This window comes from Bradyrhizobium sp. MOS002, assembly GCF_003020115.1.
Lineage (GTDB): Bacteria > Pseudomonadota > Alphaproteobacteria > Rhizobiales > Xanthobacteraceae > Bradyrhizobium.
Window position 1 is genome coordinate 576,496 of record NZ_PYFX01000004.1, and the last position, 14,556, is coordinate 591,051.

A 14,556-nucleotide genomic window follows, 5' to 3' on the forward strand; every position below is an offset into this window, starting at 1 on the left:
GCGTCAGGCCAGACCACGTCATCGGAGAAAGAAGATGGTGAAGCGTTCGCCGGTCATCCTTCTTTTGCTGATGATCCTCTTGGCGGTCCATTCCCCAGTCGCGGCAGATGATCGAACTGCGGGACCACAAATCCAGGAGGAAATCTGGGCGCTGCCGTTTCCGCTACCTGTGCTTGCTTTCCTGGTACGGCCGGTCGGAGATGGCCCTTTCCCCCTGGTGATCATGAACCACGGCATTTCTCTCGATGCCAATCAGCGGACGATGTTTCCGATGATCGAATATCGGGACGCGGCACGTTGGTTTGCGCGTCGCGGTTATGTGGTCATCTCGCCTATCAGGTACGGTGCCAGCAGTCTCGATGACAAAGATCAGGGGCTCTACGGAGCTGTCTTTGCTCACGTCGGTAGCTGTGACAACCCGAACTTCCGCGGTCCCGGGCTCGCTATCGCCACTCTGAACGAGTGGGTCATCGACTACATGAGCAAGAAGAAGATGATCCAGCCTGGTAAGGTCATCGTCGTTGGCCAGTCGGGCGGCGGATGGGGCTCGATTGCCCTTGCGAGCCTGAACCCGTCATCAGTTCAGGCCATCATTACCTTCGCGGCGGGCCGTGGAGGCCGCGTTGATGGCAAACCCAACAATAATTGCGCACCCGACAAGCTCGTTGCCGCCACCGGCGAGTTTGGACGCACCGCGCGGATACCGATGCTTTGGATCTACGCGGAGAACGACACCTATTTCGGGCCGGAATTGACGAAGCGGATGCATCAAGCTTTTGTCCAAGAGGGCGGCAATGTCGAATATCGCATGCTGCCCCCCTTCGGAAGCGACGGACACTTCATGATCGATTCCGCGGACGCAGTGCCGATCTGGTCGCCTTTCGTAGCCCAATTTATCGAGAAGCATTCAGCAACCGCCACGTCGTCGGGACAAGTCAGCAACGCTTCACCCCAGCAGCAGCCTCGGGCGAAGCCGCCGCGACTGCGCCTACCTGAAAACATTCGCTATTCAAACTGGGAAAAACTTTGCTTCGGCTCTTCCGATGGGACCACGATATGCCGAACGACCTCAACCGGCACGGACGACCTCGATCAGGTGGTGGTGCGTGTGGATCTGATCCAACGGGCCGACGGTCCGGCTCGCTTGCAGCTCTTCGTTCCGCAAGGGGCGAACCTGCAGCAGGGTGTCAAAGTGACGATAGATCAGGGCAGCCCTGCCCAGATTCCCTTCAATTGGTGTCTCACCAACATCTGCATCGCGGCACGAGGAATCGAACCCACCTTGGCTGCTCAGATGGAAGCCGGGCAACAGCTCAAACTTGAACTCACCGACCTCAACTCGTCGTCAGTTGCGATAAATCTACCACTCGATCAGTTCGCCAAGGCTCGCAAAGCGCTCCACGCCAAAACGTTCGATTTCGCGTCGGATGAGGAATGAGCGACGTTGCGGAGGCAGTCAGGAAGCCGACGACCGCTTTGGGTCACAAGCAGACCTCAGGTAAAAAGGGCGCATCTGATGCGAGCCCCTGCGGCCGTGAACGCAAGGTCCCATACAAAGTGGTCTAAATGGGAACTGCCTCGATGACTTGGAAGTGCGAGCCCGCGCGATTTGTGCCGCGCATCTCAAATCCGGCCGTCTGGCATAGCTCGGAATACTCTTCGTAGCTCCGTTCCAGCGCACCAAGCATGACGAGCATATTCAGGTCACTGAATTTCGAGATTGGCCCCTCATTCGGCGGCTCCACCACACGTTCAACAAGGAGCAACCGGGCATCAGGAGTCATAGCGCGGCGACAGGTCCTCAGGATAGAAATCGCTTCCTTATCGTCCCAATCGTGGATGATCGCCCGCATCACATAGGCGTCAGCCCCCTCCGGGATGGTCTCGAAGAAACTGCCTCCAACGATTTCGCATCTGTCGGCGACACCATGTTGATTCAGAACTTCAGCCGCCTTGCCAACCACGTGCGGCTGATCGAACAGCGTTCCGCGCAGGCCCTTGTTTGCGGCGAGAATTCCCGCCAGCAGTTGACCTTGGCCACCCCCGATATCCGCGACGTGACGAAAACGGCTGAAATCGTAGGCGGCGATGGTGGCTTCGATGGCGCCGCGAGAATTGGCCGTCATGGCCCGGTTGAAGATCGCGTTCTCATCTGGACGGGTGCTGCGATATTCCCATACGCTCTGACCGTTGAGATGCCGAAAGGCATTCTCGCCGGTGCGGACGCTGTGTTCAAGATGGCTCCAGGCCTGCCAGGCGTAAGGTCGGCCGACATATGCGGCCCAGCCGTCGAGTGGAGTCGGCGAGTCAGAACGAAGACACTCGCCCATCGGGGTGAGCGAAAACGTTTCGTTCTCGGTCTCATGGAAAACACCGGCTGAAGCCAGCGCCCGCAACAGCCGATAAAGTGTCCTCGGATGCGCTCCGCTCAGCCGAGCAAGTTCATTGCTGCCTAGCGGCCCGAGCCTAAGGTGGTCGGCTATGCCAAGCCGGGCCGCTACGTGAATGGCCTGCGAAATCTGATAGCCATTAATCAGCCGCGCAAGGTCCGAGAAAGCATTTGTGGTCATGGTTTCATCTCCTCCCGCGGCCACGCGCGCAGTAAAGATGCATCGAGTGCGGGTGATCGTGCAAAGGGATGATATAGCAGAAATTGCGGTACGCGCGCTGGATCACAACGAAGGCCCGAAGATTTGACGCCCGCTTAGGGTCACAAGCGGACCTCGGTTCAGGAAGCTCCACCGCTCCACTTTAGGGCAATCCCTTGTCAGTTCTTACTGTCGGGGACCTTTGGTGGCGAACCGAAGCACATCTCGCAAGGCGAAACCGGTTCGCATTCGACACGATCACCTTGCTCAAGCGGCCGATGAACGCCGCCTCTAAGATATATAGTCCCTTTGTAGTCATCCTCTCTGTTTATGCCTCCAAACACGAACACTCCGTACCGTGAGAATGTGACAGCAAACACGTTCCAGTCTCCCCATTGTCCCTTCCTGTCTTTGTGCTTCAAGAGTCCGCAAACCCGCTTTGGTTCTGAAATCGAACGAATGAGCCCACTCAGCATCGCTCCCGACGAGGCGTCTGTTACTCCCATCAAATCGACGCGCAACTCTTCAGAGAGCTGATGCTGCTCTTCCGACGTCAGAACGTGTCGAGACCAGTCCGGGAGCCGGGCTGAAGTACGCAAGGGGTCAGAGGCTGCCCTCGAATACCAGCGCTACCGTAGTCAGCTCACCTTCCGGGAGCGGACGTCGTGTCGCTCAGAACTAAGGTCAGCGACGGGCCAATAGCAGAAATGGACTTTGCTCAGCGAGGGCTAAATCCCAGCCCGTGCCCGACGTTCGCGCGTTTCGGTGCGGCGTTTACTCGCGACTCTTGGCTGGCCTTAATTGCAGACTTCGACAAGGCCTCCAACAGCTCCGTTGGCCGGCACCATCACTCCACTTCTGACATTCTCAAGACGACATCCAGGTCGTACCGGGCGGCAAAGGGAACTGTTGCAGTAGATTTGCCCAGAGGGCTTTGCCTCCCGCTTCGGTGGCGTGGCCTCCATTTGTTTGCGCTCGGTGTCACGCTTGCTGTTATCGTCACGGGTGGCGACAGGCTTCTTGTCCTGCACCTTCTCGCATTCATTGTCGTCGTTGACACGATAGCCGGCACGGCAAGCCATCTTCACGCAGGCGTCGCCATCGGCCCTGAAGCCGTGGTCGCACACCAATGGGCAGACGCGTCCCGGCTTGGCCTTGATCACGTCCAGCGCATCGAAGCTCGCGAGCTTGGTCTCGAGCTTCGTGCCGGCGTACTTGTTGAACAGCGTCAGTGAGCGTTGTGACGAAGCGTTCCAGTCGCCGTCTGCCGAGGCGGTCAGACAACCGACGCGGCGGAGTTCTGACTGCACCAGCTTCGTCGTTTCCTGCGCCGACATCGCCGGCGGGGTCGAAGAGGGCGCGACAGCCGCGACCTTCTGTTCTGCATTGGGAGAGGCTTGCTTCTCGGCTGCGTGCTTCAGCTCGGCGGCGGCCTTGTCGCTCGCGAGCCTCTCGGCGAGCGCCTTCTCGGCGGCCAGCTTGTCGGCGAGCGCCTTCGCCGCTGCCGCCTCGGCTTCCTTCCTGCGCTGCTCGGCTGCGGCCGCCTTGGCTTCCTCGACTTGCTTGGCCTTTTCGGCGGCAACCCGGGCGTCCTCGGCCGCCTTGGCGACGGCCGCCGCCTTTTCCTGTTCGGCCTTCCTGGCTCGCTCGCCGACGAGTCGGGCCTTCTCATCTTCGGCCTGCCGGGCCTTCTCTGCGGCCGCAGCACGCGCTTCCTCGGCAGCAATCCGATTTAGCTGTGCCTTGGCGAGGTCGGTGTAGAACCCGCTCGGATAGCGATTGAGAAAGGCCGTCCACACATCGCGCGTGCCAAGCTGGAGCGCCAGTTCATAGTCGCGCCGGATTTCGCTGTCCGGGTTTGCCTGCGGCCCGGCAACGACCGGCTTGGCAGGGACGAGCGGTACATCGTCGCCCCCGAGCGAGCCGTAGACATAGGGCTCCTGCTTGTAGCCGGTGTTCTTCAGCACATCGTCGCGAACGAAACCGAACGCCTTGCGCAAATCGAGACCAGGTGTCGGCAGCCGCTCGACGAGCGCTGCGGCGAAGGGACTATTCTTTGCATCGCCATCTGAGGCTGTCGAGCCGGCCTTCGCCGCGAACGCGATCATGGTGTTCGGGCTTGTCGGCTCAATCTTGGCAAGGCCGCGACCGATCGCGCGCGAGGCGATGGTGCGCTTCATGGTCTTGGCGAATGGATTGTCGCGACAAGCATCCAGAATGATGAGGCGTAGCTGCTTAGCGGGCTCGACGGCAAACATCGCGCGGTCAAGCGGAAGCGTTTCGTCGAGAACGTCGCTGTCGGTCTCCAGCGTCGCGTCCGTGGGGATCAGGTAGTTGGTGCCGTCCAGTTCAATGCCGTGGCCGGCGTAATAGATCACGGCCACCTCGGCGTCGCGTGCCTTGCCGCCGAACTCGCGGAGCGCCTTGCGCATCTCGCCCACGTTGAGGTCAAGCCTGACATCGACACTGTCGAACCCGGCCTTCCTGAACATCCCGCCGACCAGCGTTGCGTCGTTGGCTGGGTTGGCAAGCCGGGGCACGCTCTTGTATGCGGAGTTGCCGATGACCAGTGCAACGCGCCGCTCGGCATGCGCTGAGCCGCAAGTCAGCAAGATGAAAAAGACTAATGAAACCCAGCGAAACGCGCCCATCGCAGCCCCGAACAAATATGTGCGCAGCGTATGTTGAGTCTGCCAAAAGGCAAGCTTCGGCTCTGTGACGTTGATCACAATTATGATCTGGCTGGTCGTCGAACGTCTGTAACGGGTCACAAGCCGACGATCACGTGTGCAGAATGTTGGGCGATCTGAGCAGCGCGGATCATCTGCAACGCCATTGGATGTGTCGCCAAGCAGACGCGCTAGCCGGCCGGCATGTCTCCCAGCGCCTTCCGGATCATCTCGGCGAGCTGGTTGCGGCGATAGGGTTTTGTCAGCAGCATGACGCCGTCGTCGAGCTTGCCGTGGTGGACGATGGCATTGTCGGTATAGCCGGAGGTGTAGAGCACCTTCACGCCGGGGCGGATCGTCGCCACCTTGTCGGCGAGCTCGCGCCCGCTCATGCCGCCGGGGATGACGACGTCGGTGAACAGCAGATCGAACGGCTGGCCGGCCTGGATCAACTCGAGCGCGGCCTTGCCGTCGGGCGCGGCGACGGTCTGGTAGCCGAGGCTCTGGAGCTGCACGGTGACGAAGTTGCGCACCAGTGGATCATCCTCGACCACGAAAATGGTCTCGGCGCCGCCTTCCGGCTGCGGCGTCGTGGTGGGGGCCACCTCGGCCATGCCTTCGCCCGGCGGCAGATAGAGCTTGATCGTGGTGCCGTGGCCTTCCTCGCTGTAGATCTTGATGTGGCCGCCGGACTGCTTGACGAAGCCGTAGACCATGGAGAGGCCGAGGCCGCTGCCCTTGCCGACTTCCTTGGTGGTGAAGAAGGGCTCGAACGCCTGCTGCTGCACCTCGGCCGGCATGCCGGTGCCGGTGTCGCTGACGGCGAGCATCACGTAAGGGCCGGGCCGCACGTCGGGATTGCTTTGCGCATAGGCCTGGTCGAGCACGACGCGGTGGGCCTCGAGCAGCAGCTTGCCGCCGTTCGGCATGGCGTCGCGGGCGTTGATGGCCATGTTGAGCAGGGCGTTGGTGAGGCGGGACGGATCGATATGCGCGGTCATCTGCCCCTGTTCCAGCACGGTCTCGATCTCGATCTGCTCGCCGAGGGTGGGGCGCAGGAGTTTCGCGATGTCGCCGACCGCGGCGTTGATCTCGACATTGCGCGGCTGGAGCGGCTGCCTGCGTGCGAAGGCGAGCAGATGCTGGATCAGCTCGGCGCAGCGTTCGGCGGCCTCGTCGATCAGGCGCGCTACGCGCTGGAGGTCGGGCTGCTGCTTCAGGCTTGCCACCAGCGTCTCGGTATTGCCGGAGATCACGGTCAGCATGTTGTTGAAGTCGTGCGCGACGCCGCCGGTGAGCTTGCCGATGGCATCCAGCTTCTGCGACTGGTACAATTGCCGCTCGGTCTCGCGCGACATGGTCGCGTCGTGATAGACCAGCACCGCGCCGGAGACTTTGCCTTGCCCGTCCAGCATCGGCCGGCCGCTGATCATGAGATGACGGGGAGCATTGCCGCTGTGCGGGCGGACGATCATCTCCATATTCTCGAACGGCTCGCCGCGCAGCACGCGTGCCGACGGCAGCTCGTCGGGCTTGAGCGGGGTGACGCCGTCGCCGTGAAGCACGTTGGACAGCGCGCGCAGATTGCGCAGGTTCATGCCGGTCCGGTGCAGCAGCATGCGCTCGGCGGCGGGATTGGACAGAAGGACGTTGCCCTCGGCGTCGATGACCAGCACCGCTTCCGCCATGCTGTGGAACGTGCTCTGGAGCACGTTGACCGACAGGCGCAGCTCGTCATGCGCGGTGACCAGATGCTCGGTGCGCTCGGCCACTGCGGCCTCGAGCTGCTGGTTGGCGGCCGTGGTCTCCAATAGCGTGCTCTTGAGTGCGCCCTCGGTGCGCCGGCTCTCGCGCATCATCATCACGACCAGCAGCAGGATCACCAGCGCGCCGGCGACGTCGATGCCGAGCAGCACGATGCCGGTGCGGCGCGAATCCTGGGAGCGCGCCGCGAGCAATCGTTCTTCCTCTGCGCTCAAATGATCGAAATTGCCCATCACCGTGTCCATGAGGCCACGGCCCTCGCCCTTGCCCTGGACCGCCGCAACGCCGGCCTGGTCGTTGCCGGCGCGCAGGCGCATCACGTCGGCGGCGATCTCGATCCGGCGCAGCGCCAGCGGCTCGGTGCCCTCGAGCAGCGCGACATGTTCGGGAGTGTCGCGCACGCTGCGCTTGAGGTCGGCGAGTGCCGGTGCGATCCGGCCCTGGACCGCCTGGAATTCTTCGCTGAAGCTCGGGTTGCGATAGATCTCGTAGCCGCGTGCGGCGCTCTCGGCGCTGCGCATCAGCACGCGCAGATCGGAGATCTTCTTCAGCACCTGGACGGTATGATTGACCCATGCCGCGTCGGACCGTGACTTGACGTCGAGGCCGATCGAGGCTGCGGTGATGATCAGGAGGATGGCAAGTCCAGCACCGAGAATGACGCGCTGCGTTGGGATCAAGGGGCTTCTTTCTTGTCCTTCGGCTGTGAGCCATCGCCCGGCTCGGCGATGCATTCCCGGATCGTGGTCAGCAGCGCGTCCGGCGTGAACGGCTTGCGCAGGCAGCGGGTCGCGCCGAGCTCCAGCGCCATCCGGAGGAAGTCGGGAGAGGGCGAGGCGGATGACGCGAAGGCGTAGCCGGACATCGCGATGAGCGGAACCGCCGGCGCCCGCTCGTGAAAGATGCGAATGGACTCGAAGCCGCGCATATGCGGCATGAAGATGTCGACCAGCATCACGTCGAAAGTCTGGGTTTCGAGCGCAGCCAAACCCGTTTCTCCGCCGTCAGTCAACGTGACGTCGAAGCCCTGACGTTGGAGGAGGACCTCGATGGTCGCACCGACCATCGGATCGTCATCAACCACGAGGATACGCGGCATGACACTTCCCAGTCATCGAAGTCCCCATTGCCAAGTTGATACAGGTGAATCGCGCGTCGGGTCAATTTGGGATTGGATCGGGGTAGGTATGCACGGTGAGGTGAATAAAGGTCCGCTCGCATCGGATATACGCGACAATCGCCGATGACGAACATGAGGCGAGCGAAACAGGTAAGGCGCCCGAATGCGAAGAAGGCGCCGCATCGCTGCGACGCCTTCTTCTTCACGTGTTGCAGGTCGTGTTACGGGCAGGGATGGCGCTGGCCGTCATAGCCGAGATACGTGCCGGACGCCGGATCGTAGGACTTGTAGCGCTGCGCGCAGTAGCCCGCGGAGTCGCCGCCGCTATCTGGGACCACGGCCACTGACGGCTCATCATAATAGCTGTCGTCGCCATAGTAGTAGGGGTCGTTGTAATAGCCGCCGCCGTAATAGGCGTACGAGCCGAGGCCGCCGATCGCAGCGCCTGCCGCGACACCGGGCCAGAAGCCGCCGCCGCGATGGCGCCAGCCGCCGCCGTGCCAATGACCGCCGCCGCCATTCCAGTGCTGACCCCCGGCTGCTGCGAAGCTGCGCCCGCCGCCGTTAAAGGCCGCGCCGCCACCGGGACGCATAGCTGGACCCGCCGCGAAGTTACCACCGCCGCCGCCGATCCGCGCGCCGCCGAAATTGCCGCCGCCCATGCGTGCGCCGCCACCACCGAAGTGAGCGCCGCCGCCGCCGAAGTGGGCACCGCCGCCTCCGCCGAAATGGCCACCGCCGCCACCGCCATGTCCGCCGCGACCTTGCGCGAAGCTTGGCGTCGCCAACGGGAGAACCAGCGCCACGGCCGCAGCCGCGCTCAAGACTTTCAGACTTTTCATGATCAAAACTCCTTTTCCCGGAAGCAAACCCCATGAAAGGGCTGGAGTTCCTGGGATCACGACGGTTTGCGTGCGAGCACAAGCTTTCATGGGGAGGCTGTATCCGGCATGAACGGATCGCGTCCGCTTTGCGGCAGCGTCCGTGCCGGGAGACCGCATCTGCAGCGGGCCACCTCTGGACCCGCCGAACTGGACATTTCGCCGTCCGGATGGCATCAGGACCCGACGAAGCAGGGCCCTTGCCGCATGAAACAGTTCTTCCTCAAGTTCTTCACCTGGTGGAATGGCCAGACTTTTGGCACCCAACTCTGGACCAAGCGCTACGGCGAGCTGGTCGGCCAGGACGAGCAGGGCAATCTTTATTATCGCACCCGTGGCGGGGTGATCGACCCGACGCTCGGCTTCGAGCGGCGCTGGGTGGTCTATAACGGCTATGCCGAGGCCAGCCGTATCCCGCCGTCCTGGCATGGCTGGATGCATCACACCGTCGACGTGCCGCCGACGGAGGACAATTACCAGCCGCGCGAGTGGGAAAAGCCGCACCAGCCCAATCTCACCGGAACGGCCAACGCCTATCGTCCCTCGGGTTCTACGCTCGCCAGCGGCAAGCGGCCGAAGGCGACCGGCGACTATCAGCCCTGGACGCCCAGCTAGGCCTCCGAACCCGTCTCAATCCTTGTCGTGGGAGTGGATGCACCCGCATCCGCGTCGCTCTGCTGTGGACAACGGGAACAGCGGGGATGATTGCTGCGCGCTGGTTGCAGCCACGCCAGCGATGCGGCTCAATGGTCGCATCTTACGGAGATGGGAGACCATCGCGTTCGGTTCGGGCAACAGTTCGCGACTGTCCCGAAATGCAGCGGCCGCCGACCAGGACTCGATCGGGAGATAGGCCCCCGGTCTGGAAGTTCCGAAATCGCCCGATGAAATGTGCAGCCGCCGTAAGACAGGAAAGGCCGCTCGGGAAACCGGGCGGCCTTTTTCTTTGGGGACACGCGAGCAACTACATCATCCGCTCAGCTGCGCGCTTTACCGCTTCGAGGCGGTGAGCCTGGTTCGCTGCGCCGCGCTCCCTGAGTAATGCCAGCACCTCGGCCGGCGCGGTGTCGGGCGAGCCTGCATTGAACGGCGGGGCCGGATTGTATTCGAGCTGAAGCTGGATCGCCTCCGCGGTGGTGCGATCGACCATGATCGACACCAGGGTCAGCGCAAAATCGATTCCCGCGGTGACGCCGCCGCCGGTGATGCGGTTGCGGTCGACGCAGACGCGCGTCTTGGTCGGCGTCGCGCCGAACTGACTGAGCATCTCCATCGCGCTCCAATGCGTGGCGGCGCGGTAGCCCTTCAAGAGGCCGGCGGCGCCGAGCGCCAGCGATCCCGTGCAGACCGAGGTGACGTATTTGGCGCCCTCGGCTTGCCGGCGCAGGAAACCGAGCACCTCCTCGTCGTTGAGCAGGTCGTTGGTGCCGCCGCCGCCGGGCACGCAGATCACGTCGAGCTGCGGGCAGTCGCCGAATGTCGTGGTCGGCGTCAGCGTCAGCACGGAATCGCTCGGCACCGGCTCGATCCGTTTCCAGATCAAATGCAGTTTTGCGCCCGGCACGGAGGAGAACACCTGCAAGGGACCGGTAAAATCGAGCTGGGTGACGCGCGGAAACACCAAGAGACCGATCTGGAGCGGGGACGACATGAGAGCCTCCAATTATGAGCTTGACGGACGCAGCCTCTCATGATGCCCTTCTGTCTAAAATGGCGTATTTCCCTCGCTTTCGGACATGACCATGATCGGCATCCTGATCTTCCCGGACTTCCAGTTGCTCGATGCGGCCGGCCCGATCTCGGTGTTCGAGATCGCGGCGCGTGCCACCGGCAAGGCGCCTGCGATCCGGGTGCTGGCGCTGAACGCGGGGCCCGTGCGCAGCTCGTCCGGCGTGGAGATGATGGCGCGCGACTTCAAGTCGGCGAATGCGATCACGACGCTGGTCATCGCGGGAGGCGCGGGCGTGACGGATGCCGCGCGCTGCGCGGTCACGCGCGCCTTCGTGCAGCGGCTGGCGCGGCGCGGCGTGCGGGTCGCGAGCGTCTGCTCGGGTGCCTATGTGCTGGCCGAGGCGGGCCTGCTCGACGGCCGTCGCGCCACCACGCATTGGGGACGCACGCGCGATTTCGTCGCGCGCTATCCCAAGGTGAAGTTCGAGCCGGACCAGATTTTCACGCGCGACGGCCATGTGTGGACGTCGGCGGGCATCACGGCGGGGATCGACCTCGCGCTCGCGATGGTCACCGAGGACCATGGCGAGGAGATCGCGCAGCAGGTCGCGCGGCAGCTTGTGCTGTACCATCGCCGCAGCGGCGGCCAGTCGCAGTTCTCGTCACTTCTGGAACTGAAGACGCCGAACGGCCGCTTCGGTGCGCTGCTGTCCTGGGCGCGCGAGAACCTCGACGCCCGGTTGACGGTCGAAGATCTCGCCGACCGCGCCGGCATGAGCGCGCGGCATTTTGCCCGCGCCTTTGCCGCCGAGACCGGCACGACGCCTTCGAAGGCCATCGAGCGCTTGCGCATCGAGGTCGCGCGCGAGCGCGTGCAGTCCTCGCGCGAGGCGATCGAACTCGTCGCGGAGGCGACCGGATTCGGCGACCCCGAGCGCATGCGGCGCGCCTTCATCCGCGCCTTCGGCCAGCCGCCGCAAGCACTTCGGCGCGCGGCAAGGGCCGGGTAGCGAGAATTCATCAATTTGGAGAGGCCGGTTTAGCGGATCAACAGACTCGTATATTGCCCTGCCTTCCGCCTTTTGATCCGGAACGGACCTCGTCCAAGCAAACGCGCCCGTTGCGGACGATCGGTACAACACGTACCGTCGCCGAGACCGATGCAAGGAACCCCAATGACTGATCGAGAAAAGATTCTAATTGCCCTTCGCGAAAAACCTCTGAAGACGTTCGACATCATGAAGCGCGTGAACATCAAGAATCAGGACGACTGCCAATCGCTCCTGTTGAAGATGCGTGACGACGGTGCCGTGAAGTTCGACATTCACAAGGGACATTGGCTCGTCGCGTCATGACTTGCGTGCTGGTTCAGCCCGATGCGGCCTTGCCGCCGGTCGCCGCGGCGCCCGAGGCCTGCGCGCGCGCCGTCAAGCGCCGCGCGATCGGCATCAGCATGTATGGCGCCAGGTGAATCGGAAACTGCGTCATCGCGAAATAGAGCCAGGTGGTGGGCGGCAGCGCGCCGGCGGTTGCGGCGAGCATCAGGCCCAGATTGCGCTGTGACACCATCAGCCCGAGCGCCAGCGCGCGCTCATAGCCGATGCGGCGGAACAGCAGCGTGGTGACGGCGAGCAGCGTGAAATAGATCGCGAAGGCGAGAGCTGCGAAGCCGATGGTGGCGACGGGCCGGGCGACGAGATCGCTCGCGACGTCGCCCATGATCGCGGTCGCGAAGACCAGCAGGATGACGATGTTGAAGCCGTCGATCGGCTGCCTGTGGCGCTGGATCGCGGCCGCGCCGAAGGTCCATCGGATCACGGTCGCGGCCAGCAGCGACGTTGCGAGGATGCCGAGCAGCTTCAGCCCCAGCGCAGGCGGCGAGATGCTGAGCATGTCGCCGAGGAACAGGCTCGCGAACAGCGATGCCGTGAACGGCACCAGCGCGGTCGCGCTCACCAGCGTGACCAGCACCAGCGTGGCATCGAGGCCCATCAACGCGGCCAGCGCCGGCGCGGCCATCATCGGCGAGGCCATGCTCTGGAGCATCAATGCCAGGGCAAGGTCGGGTGCGCGCGCCGTCAGCCCGGTGACATGGACGATCAACCCGACGATCACAGGCACGCCGATCATGGTCCAGACGGTCGCGGTCCCGACCAGCGCCGGCCGGCGCAGATGGCCGGTGAGCGCGGCGAGATCGACCCGCATGAAGGAGATGCAGAGCAGAACGAAGATCGCCTCGGTGACATAGGGGCGCAGCAACGCACCGAGCGGCGGCACCGCGAGCGCGATGAACACGACGGCAGCCACCGCGCGGGTGCCCTGGCCGCCAAGCCATGTCAGTCCGCGCAGGGGGAGGGCGAATATGCTTTGAAGAACGGGTGGCATGGGGAACGGCGCTTCAGCCCAATCCTTTCAGCCACGCGCCGATGTCGCTCGCGGCGACATTGGCCTCTCGCAGCAATTTCCCCATCGTGAAGAAGCCGTGGAACTGGCCGGGATAAGGCTTGGTAGCCACGGGCACGCCAACCTCCGGGAAAGCCTTGTAGACGGCGGCGGCATCGGGATCGAGCACGACGGGCATGGGGGGCGACCTCTGGGTTTCCAGTTATGGTTGGAGTTCTTTTGGGGCGGCGCCGCCTCGGCCCCCTAGGAAGGGTGCTCGACTATCCCATCCGAGGGCCGATCTGGCCAGACCGGGCCGGGAAGGGCAGGGATGCCGCCCTTCCCCCGCCGTATTCGCCGTGTTAACCGGATGGCCTGCGAGCGGCGGTATCCCCTGTAGAATGTCCAGCAAGCCCGATTCGCTGTTGAAGCCGCGCGAGATGTTTCGAACATTTACCCTGACAGGTCTTGCGGCGCTTCTGGCCGCCACCGCACTGACGGTTGCGACGCCGGCGCAGGCGCAGATCGGCACGATCTTCTCCGACCCGCCGCCATTGCGGCCGCCCGGCAATATTCCGCGTGGCCAGCCGCAGCCGCAGCCGCAGATGCCCGACGACGACGAAGAAGTGCCGGAGCTGCCGCCGCAGGGCCGTGTGCTGCCGTCGCGTCCGATGGCGCCGCCGCCGGGCCGGCAGGGCAATGTGATGCCGGGGCCGGTCGAGACCCAACCCCTGGCGCCGCCGCCCGGTTCTAGCGCTGCCCCGCCAAACCAGCCGCCGTCCGTCGCGGTCGCTCCGCCCAATCCGCAAGGCGCCCCGCAGCCGGGCGCGCCCGGTCAGCGTCAGCCGCAGCAGAAGGGCGGGCCGGGCGGCGCTGTCCCCCAGACGCCCGCGAGCCTTCAGCCGGGCGACGAGGTCGTCACCGAGCCGCCGGCCCAGAAGATCGTGAACAAGAAGGCGACGTTCTCCGGCCTCGACAAGATCACCGGGCGCATCATCAATTTCGACGAGGAGATCGGCGAGACCGTGCAGTTCGGTGCGCTGCGCGTCAAAACCAACGCCTGCTACACGCGGCCGGCGACCGAGGCCGCCAACACCGACGCCTTCGTCGAGGTCGACGAAATCACCTTGCAGGGTGAGGTGAAGCGCATCTTCTCGGGCTGGATGTACGCGGCAAGTCCGGGCCTGCACGGCGTCGAACACCCGATCTACGATATCTGGCTCACTGACTGCAAAGAGCCGCAGCAAACTATTGCGACCGCGGCACCGGATCCCGGCACCAAGCCGGTAGCACCGCCGCCGCCGGCGCAGAAGAAGGCTGCGCCCAAGCAGGTGCAGCAGCGTCCGCCGCAGCCGTTGCCGCCGATCCAGCAGCAGCAGCCGGCACCGCCGCCGCCACCTCCGCCGCCCGAGCAGCGGCCGGGTCTGTTCGGCATCCCCGGGTTTGGCCGCTAGGCCAAATCCCCCCGGGTTTGGCCGGCA

At 63.9% G+C, this 14,556-nt stretch carries 12 protein-coding genes and 1 pseudogene; 5 read left to right on the plus strand and 8 right to left on the minus strand.

Features of this window, described 5'->3' with window-relative positions; all coding sequences use genetic code 11:
- Window positions 1-34 precede the first annotated feature (34 nt).
- Window positions 35-1,438, plus strand: coding sequence for an invasion associated locus B family protein (locus C7G41_RS38760; protein ID WP_106943416.1), 1,404 nt, complete (start codon window positions 35-37; stop codon window positions 1,436-1,438).
- 124 nt (window positions 1,439-1,562) lie between these two features.
- Here the strand turns inward: C7G41_RS38760 and C7G41_RS15760 are convergent, their stop codons facing one another.
- The 5 genes from C7G41_RS15760 to C7G41_RS15780 all read right to left on the minus strand — a co-directional run bounded on the left by C7G41_RS15760 (window position 1,563) and on the right by C7G41_RS15780 (window position 8,983).
- A complete protein-coding gene (locus tag C7G41_RS15760) occupies window positions 1,563-2,570 on the minus strand; it encodes a methyltransferase (RefSeq protein WP_106943417.1) in 1,008 nt (335 codons plus the stop codon).
- A gap of 815 nt (window positions 2,571-3,385) precedes the next feature.
- Window positions 3,386-5,239, minus strand: a complete 1,854-nt coding sequence (locus C7G41_RS15765; protein ID WP_106943677.1) for a caspase family protein — start codon at window positions 5,237-5,239, stop codon at window positions 3,386-3,388.
- A gap of 209 nt (window positions 5,240-5,448) precedes the next feature.
- Complete coding sequence (locus C7G41_RS15770; protein WP_106943418.1) at window positions 5,449-7,701, minus strand: CHASE3 domain-containing protein; 2,253 nt, start codon at window positions 7,699-7,701, stop codon at window positions 5,449-5,451.
- Window positions 7,698-8,120 carry a response regulator gene (locus C7G41_RS15775; protein ID WP_106943419.1) on the minus strand — a complete coding sequence of 141 codons (423 nt, stop codon included), beginning with the start codon at window positions 8,118-8,120 and terminating at the stop codon, window positions 7,698-7,700. The genes C7G41_RS15770 and C7G41_RS15775 overlap by 4 nt, the downstream gene beginning before the upstream one ends.
- 242 nt (window positions 8,121-8,362) lie before the next feature.
- Entirely contained in the window at window positions 8,363-8,983 is a 621-nt protein-coding gene (locus C7G41_RS15780; RefSeq protein WP_106943678.1) for a BA14K family protein, read from the minus strand.
- A 246-nt stretch (window positions 8,984-9,229) separates the two neighbouring features.
- Between C7G41_RS15780 and C7G41_RS15785 the strand changes: the two genes are divergently transcribed.
- Window positions 9,230-9,637 carry an NADH:ubiquinone oxidoreductase subunit NDUFA12 gene (locus C7G41_RS15785; protein WP_106943420.1) on the plus strand — a complete coding sequence of 136 codons (408 nt, stop codon included), beginning with the start codon at window positions 9,230-9,232 and terminating at the stop codon, window positions 9,635-9,637.
- Between the two features lie 349 nt (window positions 9,638-9,986).
- Here the strand turns inward: C7G41_RS15785 and C7G41_RS15790 are convergent, their stop codons facing one another.
- A complete protein-coding gene (locus tag C7G41_RS15790; protein WP_106943421.1) occupies window positions 9,987-10,673 on the minus strand; it encodes a DJ-1/PfpI family protein in 687 nt (228 codons plus the stop codon).
- A gap of 91 nt (window positions 10,674-10,764) precedes the next feature.
- Here C7G41_RS15790 and C7G41_RS15795 point away from each other — a divergent pair, with 91 nt between their 5' ends.
- Together C7G41_RS15795 and C7G41_RS15800 are read left to right on the plus strand one after the other, a co-directional pair.
- Window positions 10,765-11,703 carry a GlxA family transcriptional regulator gene (locus C7G41_RS15795; RefSeq protein WP_106943679.1) on the plus strand — a complete coding sequence of 313 codons (939 nt, stop codon included), beginning with the start codon at window positions 10,765-10,767 and terminating at the stop codon, window positions 11,701-11,703.
- 165 nt (window positions 11,704-11,868) lie between these two features.
- Window positions 11,869-12,048, plus strand: coding sequence for a hypothetical protein (locus C7G41_RS15800; protein WP_106943422.1), 180 nt, complete (start codon window positions 11,869-11,871; stop codon window positions 12,046-12,048).
- Window positions 12,049-12,061: 13 nt separating this feature from the next.
- On the opposite strand, the gene C7G41_RS15805 is transcribed toward C7G41_RS15800, so the two are convergent.
- Together C7G41_RS15805 and C7G41_RS15810 are read right to left on the minus strand one after the other, a co-directional pair.
- Window positions 12,062-13,078, minus strand: a complete 1,017-nt coding sequence (locus C7G41_RS15805) for a Na+-dependent transporter (RefSeq protein WP_106943423.1) — start codon at window positions 13,076-13,078, stop codon at window positions 12,062-12,064.
- 13 nt (window positions 13,079-13,091) lie between these two features.
- Window positions 13,092-13,223: pseudogene (locus tag C7G41_RS15810) on the minus strand (alpha/beta hydrolase); the annotation flags it as partial.
- Window positions 13,224-13,476: 253 nt separating this feature from the next.
- On the opposite strand from C7G41_RS15810, the gene C7G41_RS15815 reads away from it, so the two are divergent.
- Window positions 13,477-14,529 carry a DUF2155 domain-containing protein gene (locus tag C7G41_RS15815; RefSeq protein ID WP_199198396.1) on the plus strand — a complete coding sequence of 351 codons (1,053 nt, stop codon included), beginning with the start codon at window positions 13,477-13,479 and terminating at the stop codon, window positions 14,527-14,529.
- Window positions 14,530-14,556: the final 27 nt, after the last annotated feature.

Bases quoted from the DNA above. Each gene is read 5' to 3' on its own strand.
- C7G41_RS38760 (WP_106943416.1), top strand. From the start codon at position 35: ATGGTGAAGCGTTCGCCGGTCATCCTTCTTTTGCTGATGATCCTCTTG.
- C7G41_RS15760 (WP_106943417.1), bottom strand. From the start codon at position 2,570: ATGACCACAAATGCTTTCTCGGACCTTGCGCGGCTGATTAATGGCTAT.
- C7G41_RS15765 (WP_106943677.1), bottom strand. From the start codon at position 5,239: ATGGGCGCGTTTCGCTGGGTTTCATTAGTCTTTTTCATCTTGCTGACT.
- C7G41_RS15775 (WP_106943419.1), bottom strand. From the start codon at position 8,120: ATGCCGCGTATCCTCGTGGTTGATGACGATCCGATGGTCGGTGCGACC.
- C7G41_RS15780 (WP_106943678.1), bottom strand. From the start codon at position 8,983: ATGAAAAGTCTGAAAGTCTTGAGCGCGGCTGCGGCCGTGGCGCTGGTT.
- C7G41_RS15785 (WP_106943420.1), top strand. From the start codon at position 9,230: ATGAAACAGTTCTTCCTCAAGTTCTTCACCTGGTGGAATGGCCAGACT.
- C7G41_RS15790 (WP_106943421.1), bottom strand. From the start codon at position 10,673: ATGTCGTCCCCGCTCCAGATCGGTCTCTTGGTGTTTCCGCGCGTCACC.
- C7G41_RS15795 (WP_106943679.1), top strand. From the start codon at position 10,765: ATGATCGGCATCCTGATCTTCCCGGACTTCCAGTTGCTCGATGCGGCC.
- C7G41_RS15800 (WP_106943422.1), top strand. From the start codon at position 11,869: ATGACTGATCGAGAAAAGATTCTAATTGCCCTTCGCGAAAAACCTCTG.
- C7G41_RS15805 (WP_106943423.1), bottom strand. From the start codon at position 13,078: ATGCCACCCGTTCTTCAAAGCATATTCGCCCTCCCCCTGCGCGGACTG.
- C7G41_RS15815 (WP_199198396.1), top strand. From the start codon at position 13,477: ATGTCCAGCAAGCCCGATTCGCTGTTGAAGCCGCGCGAGATGTTTCGA.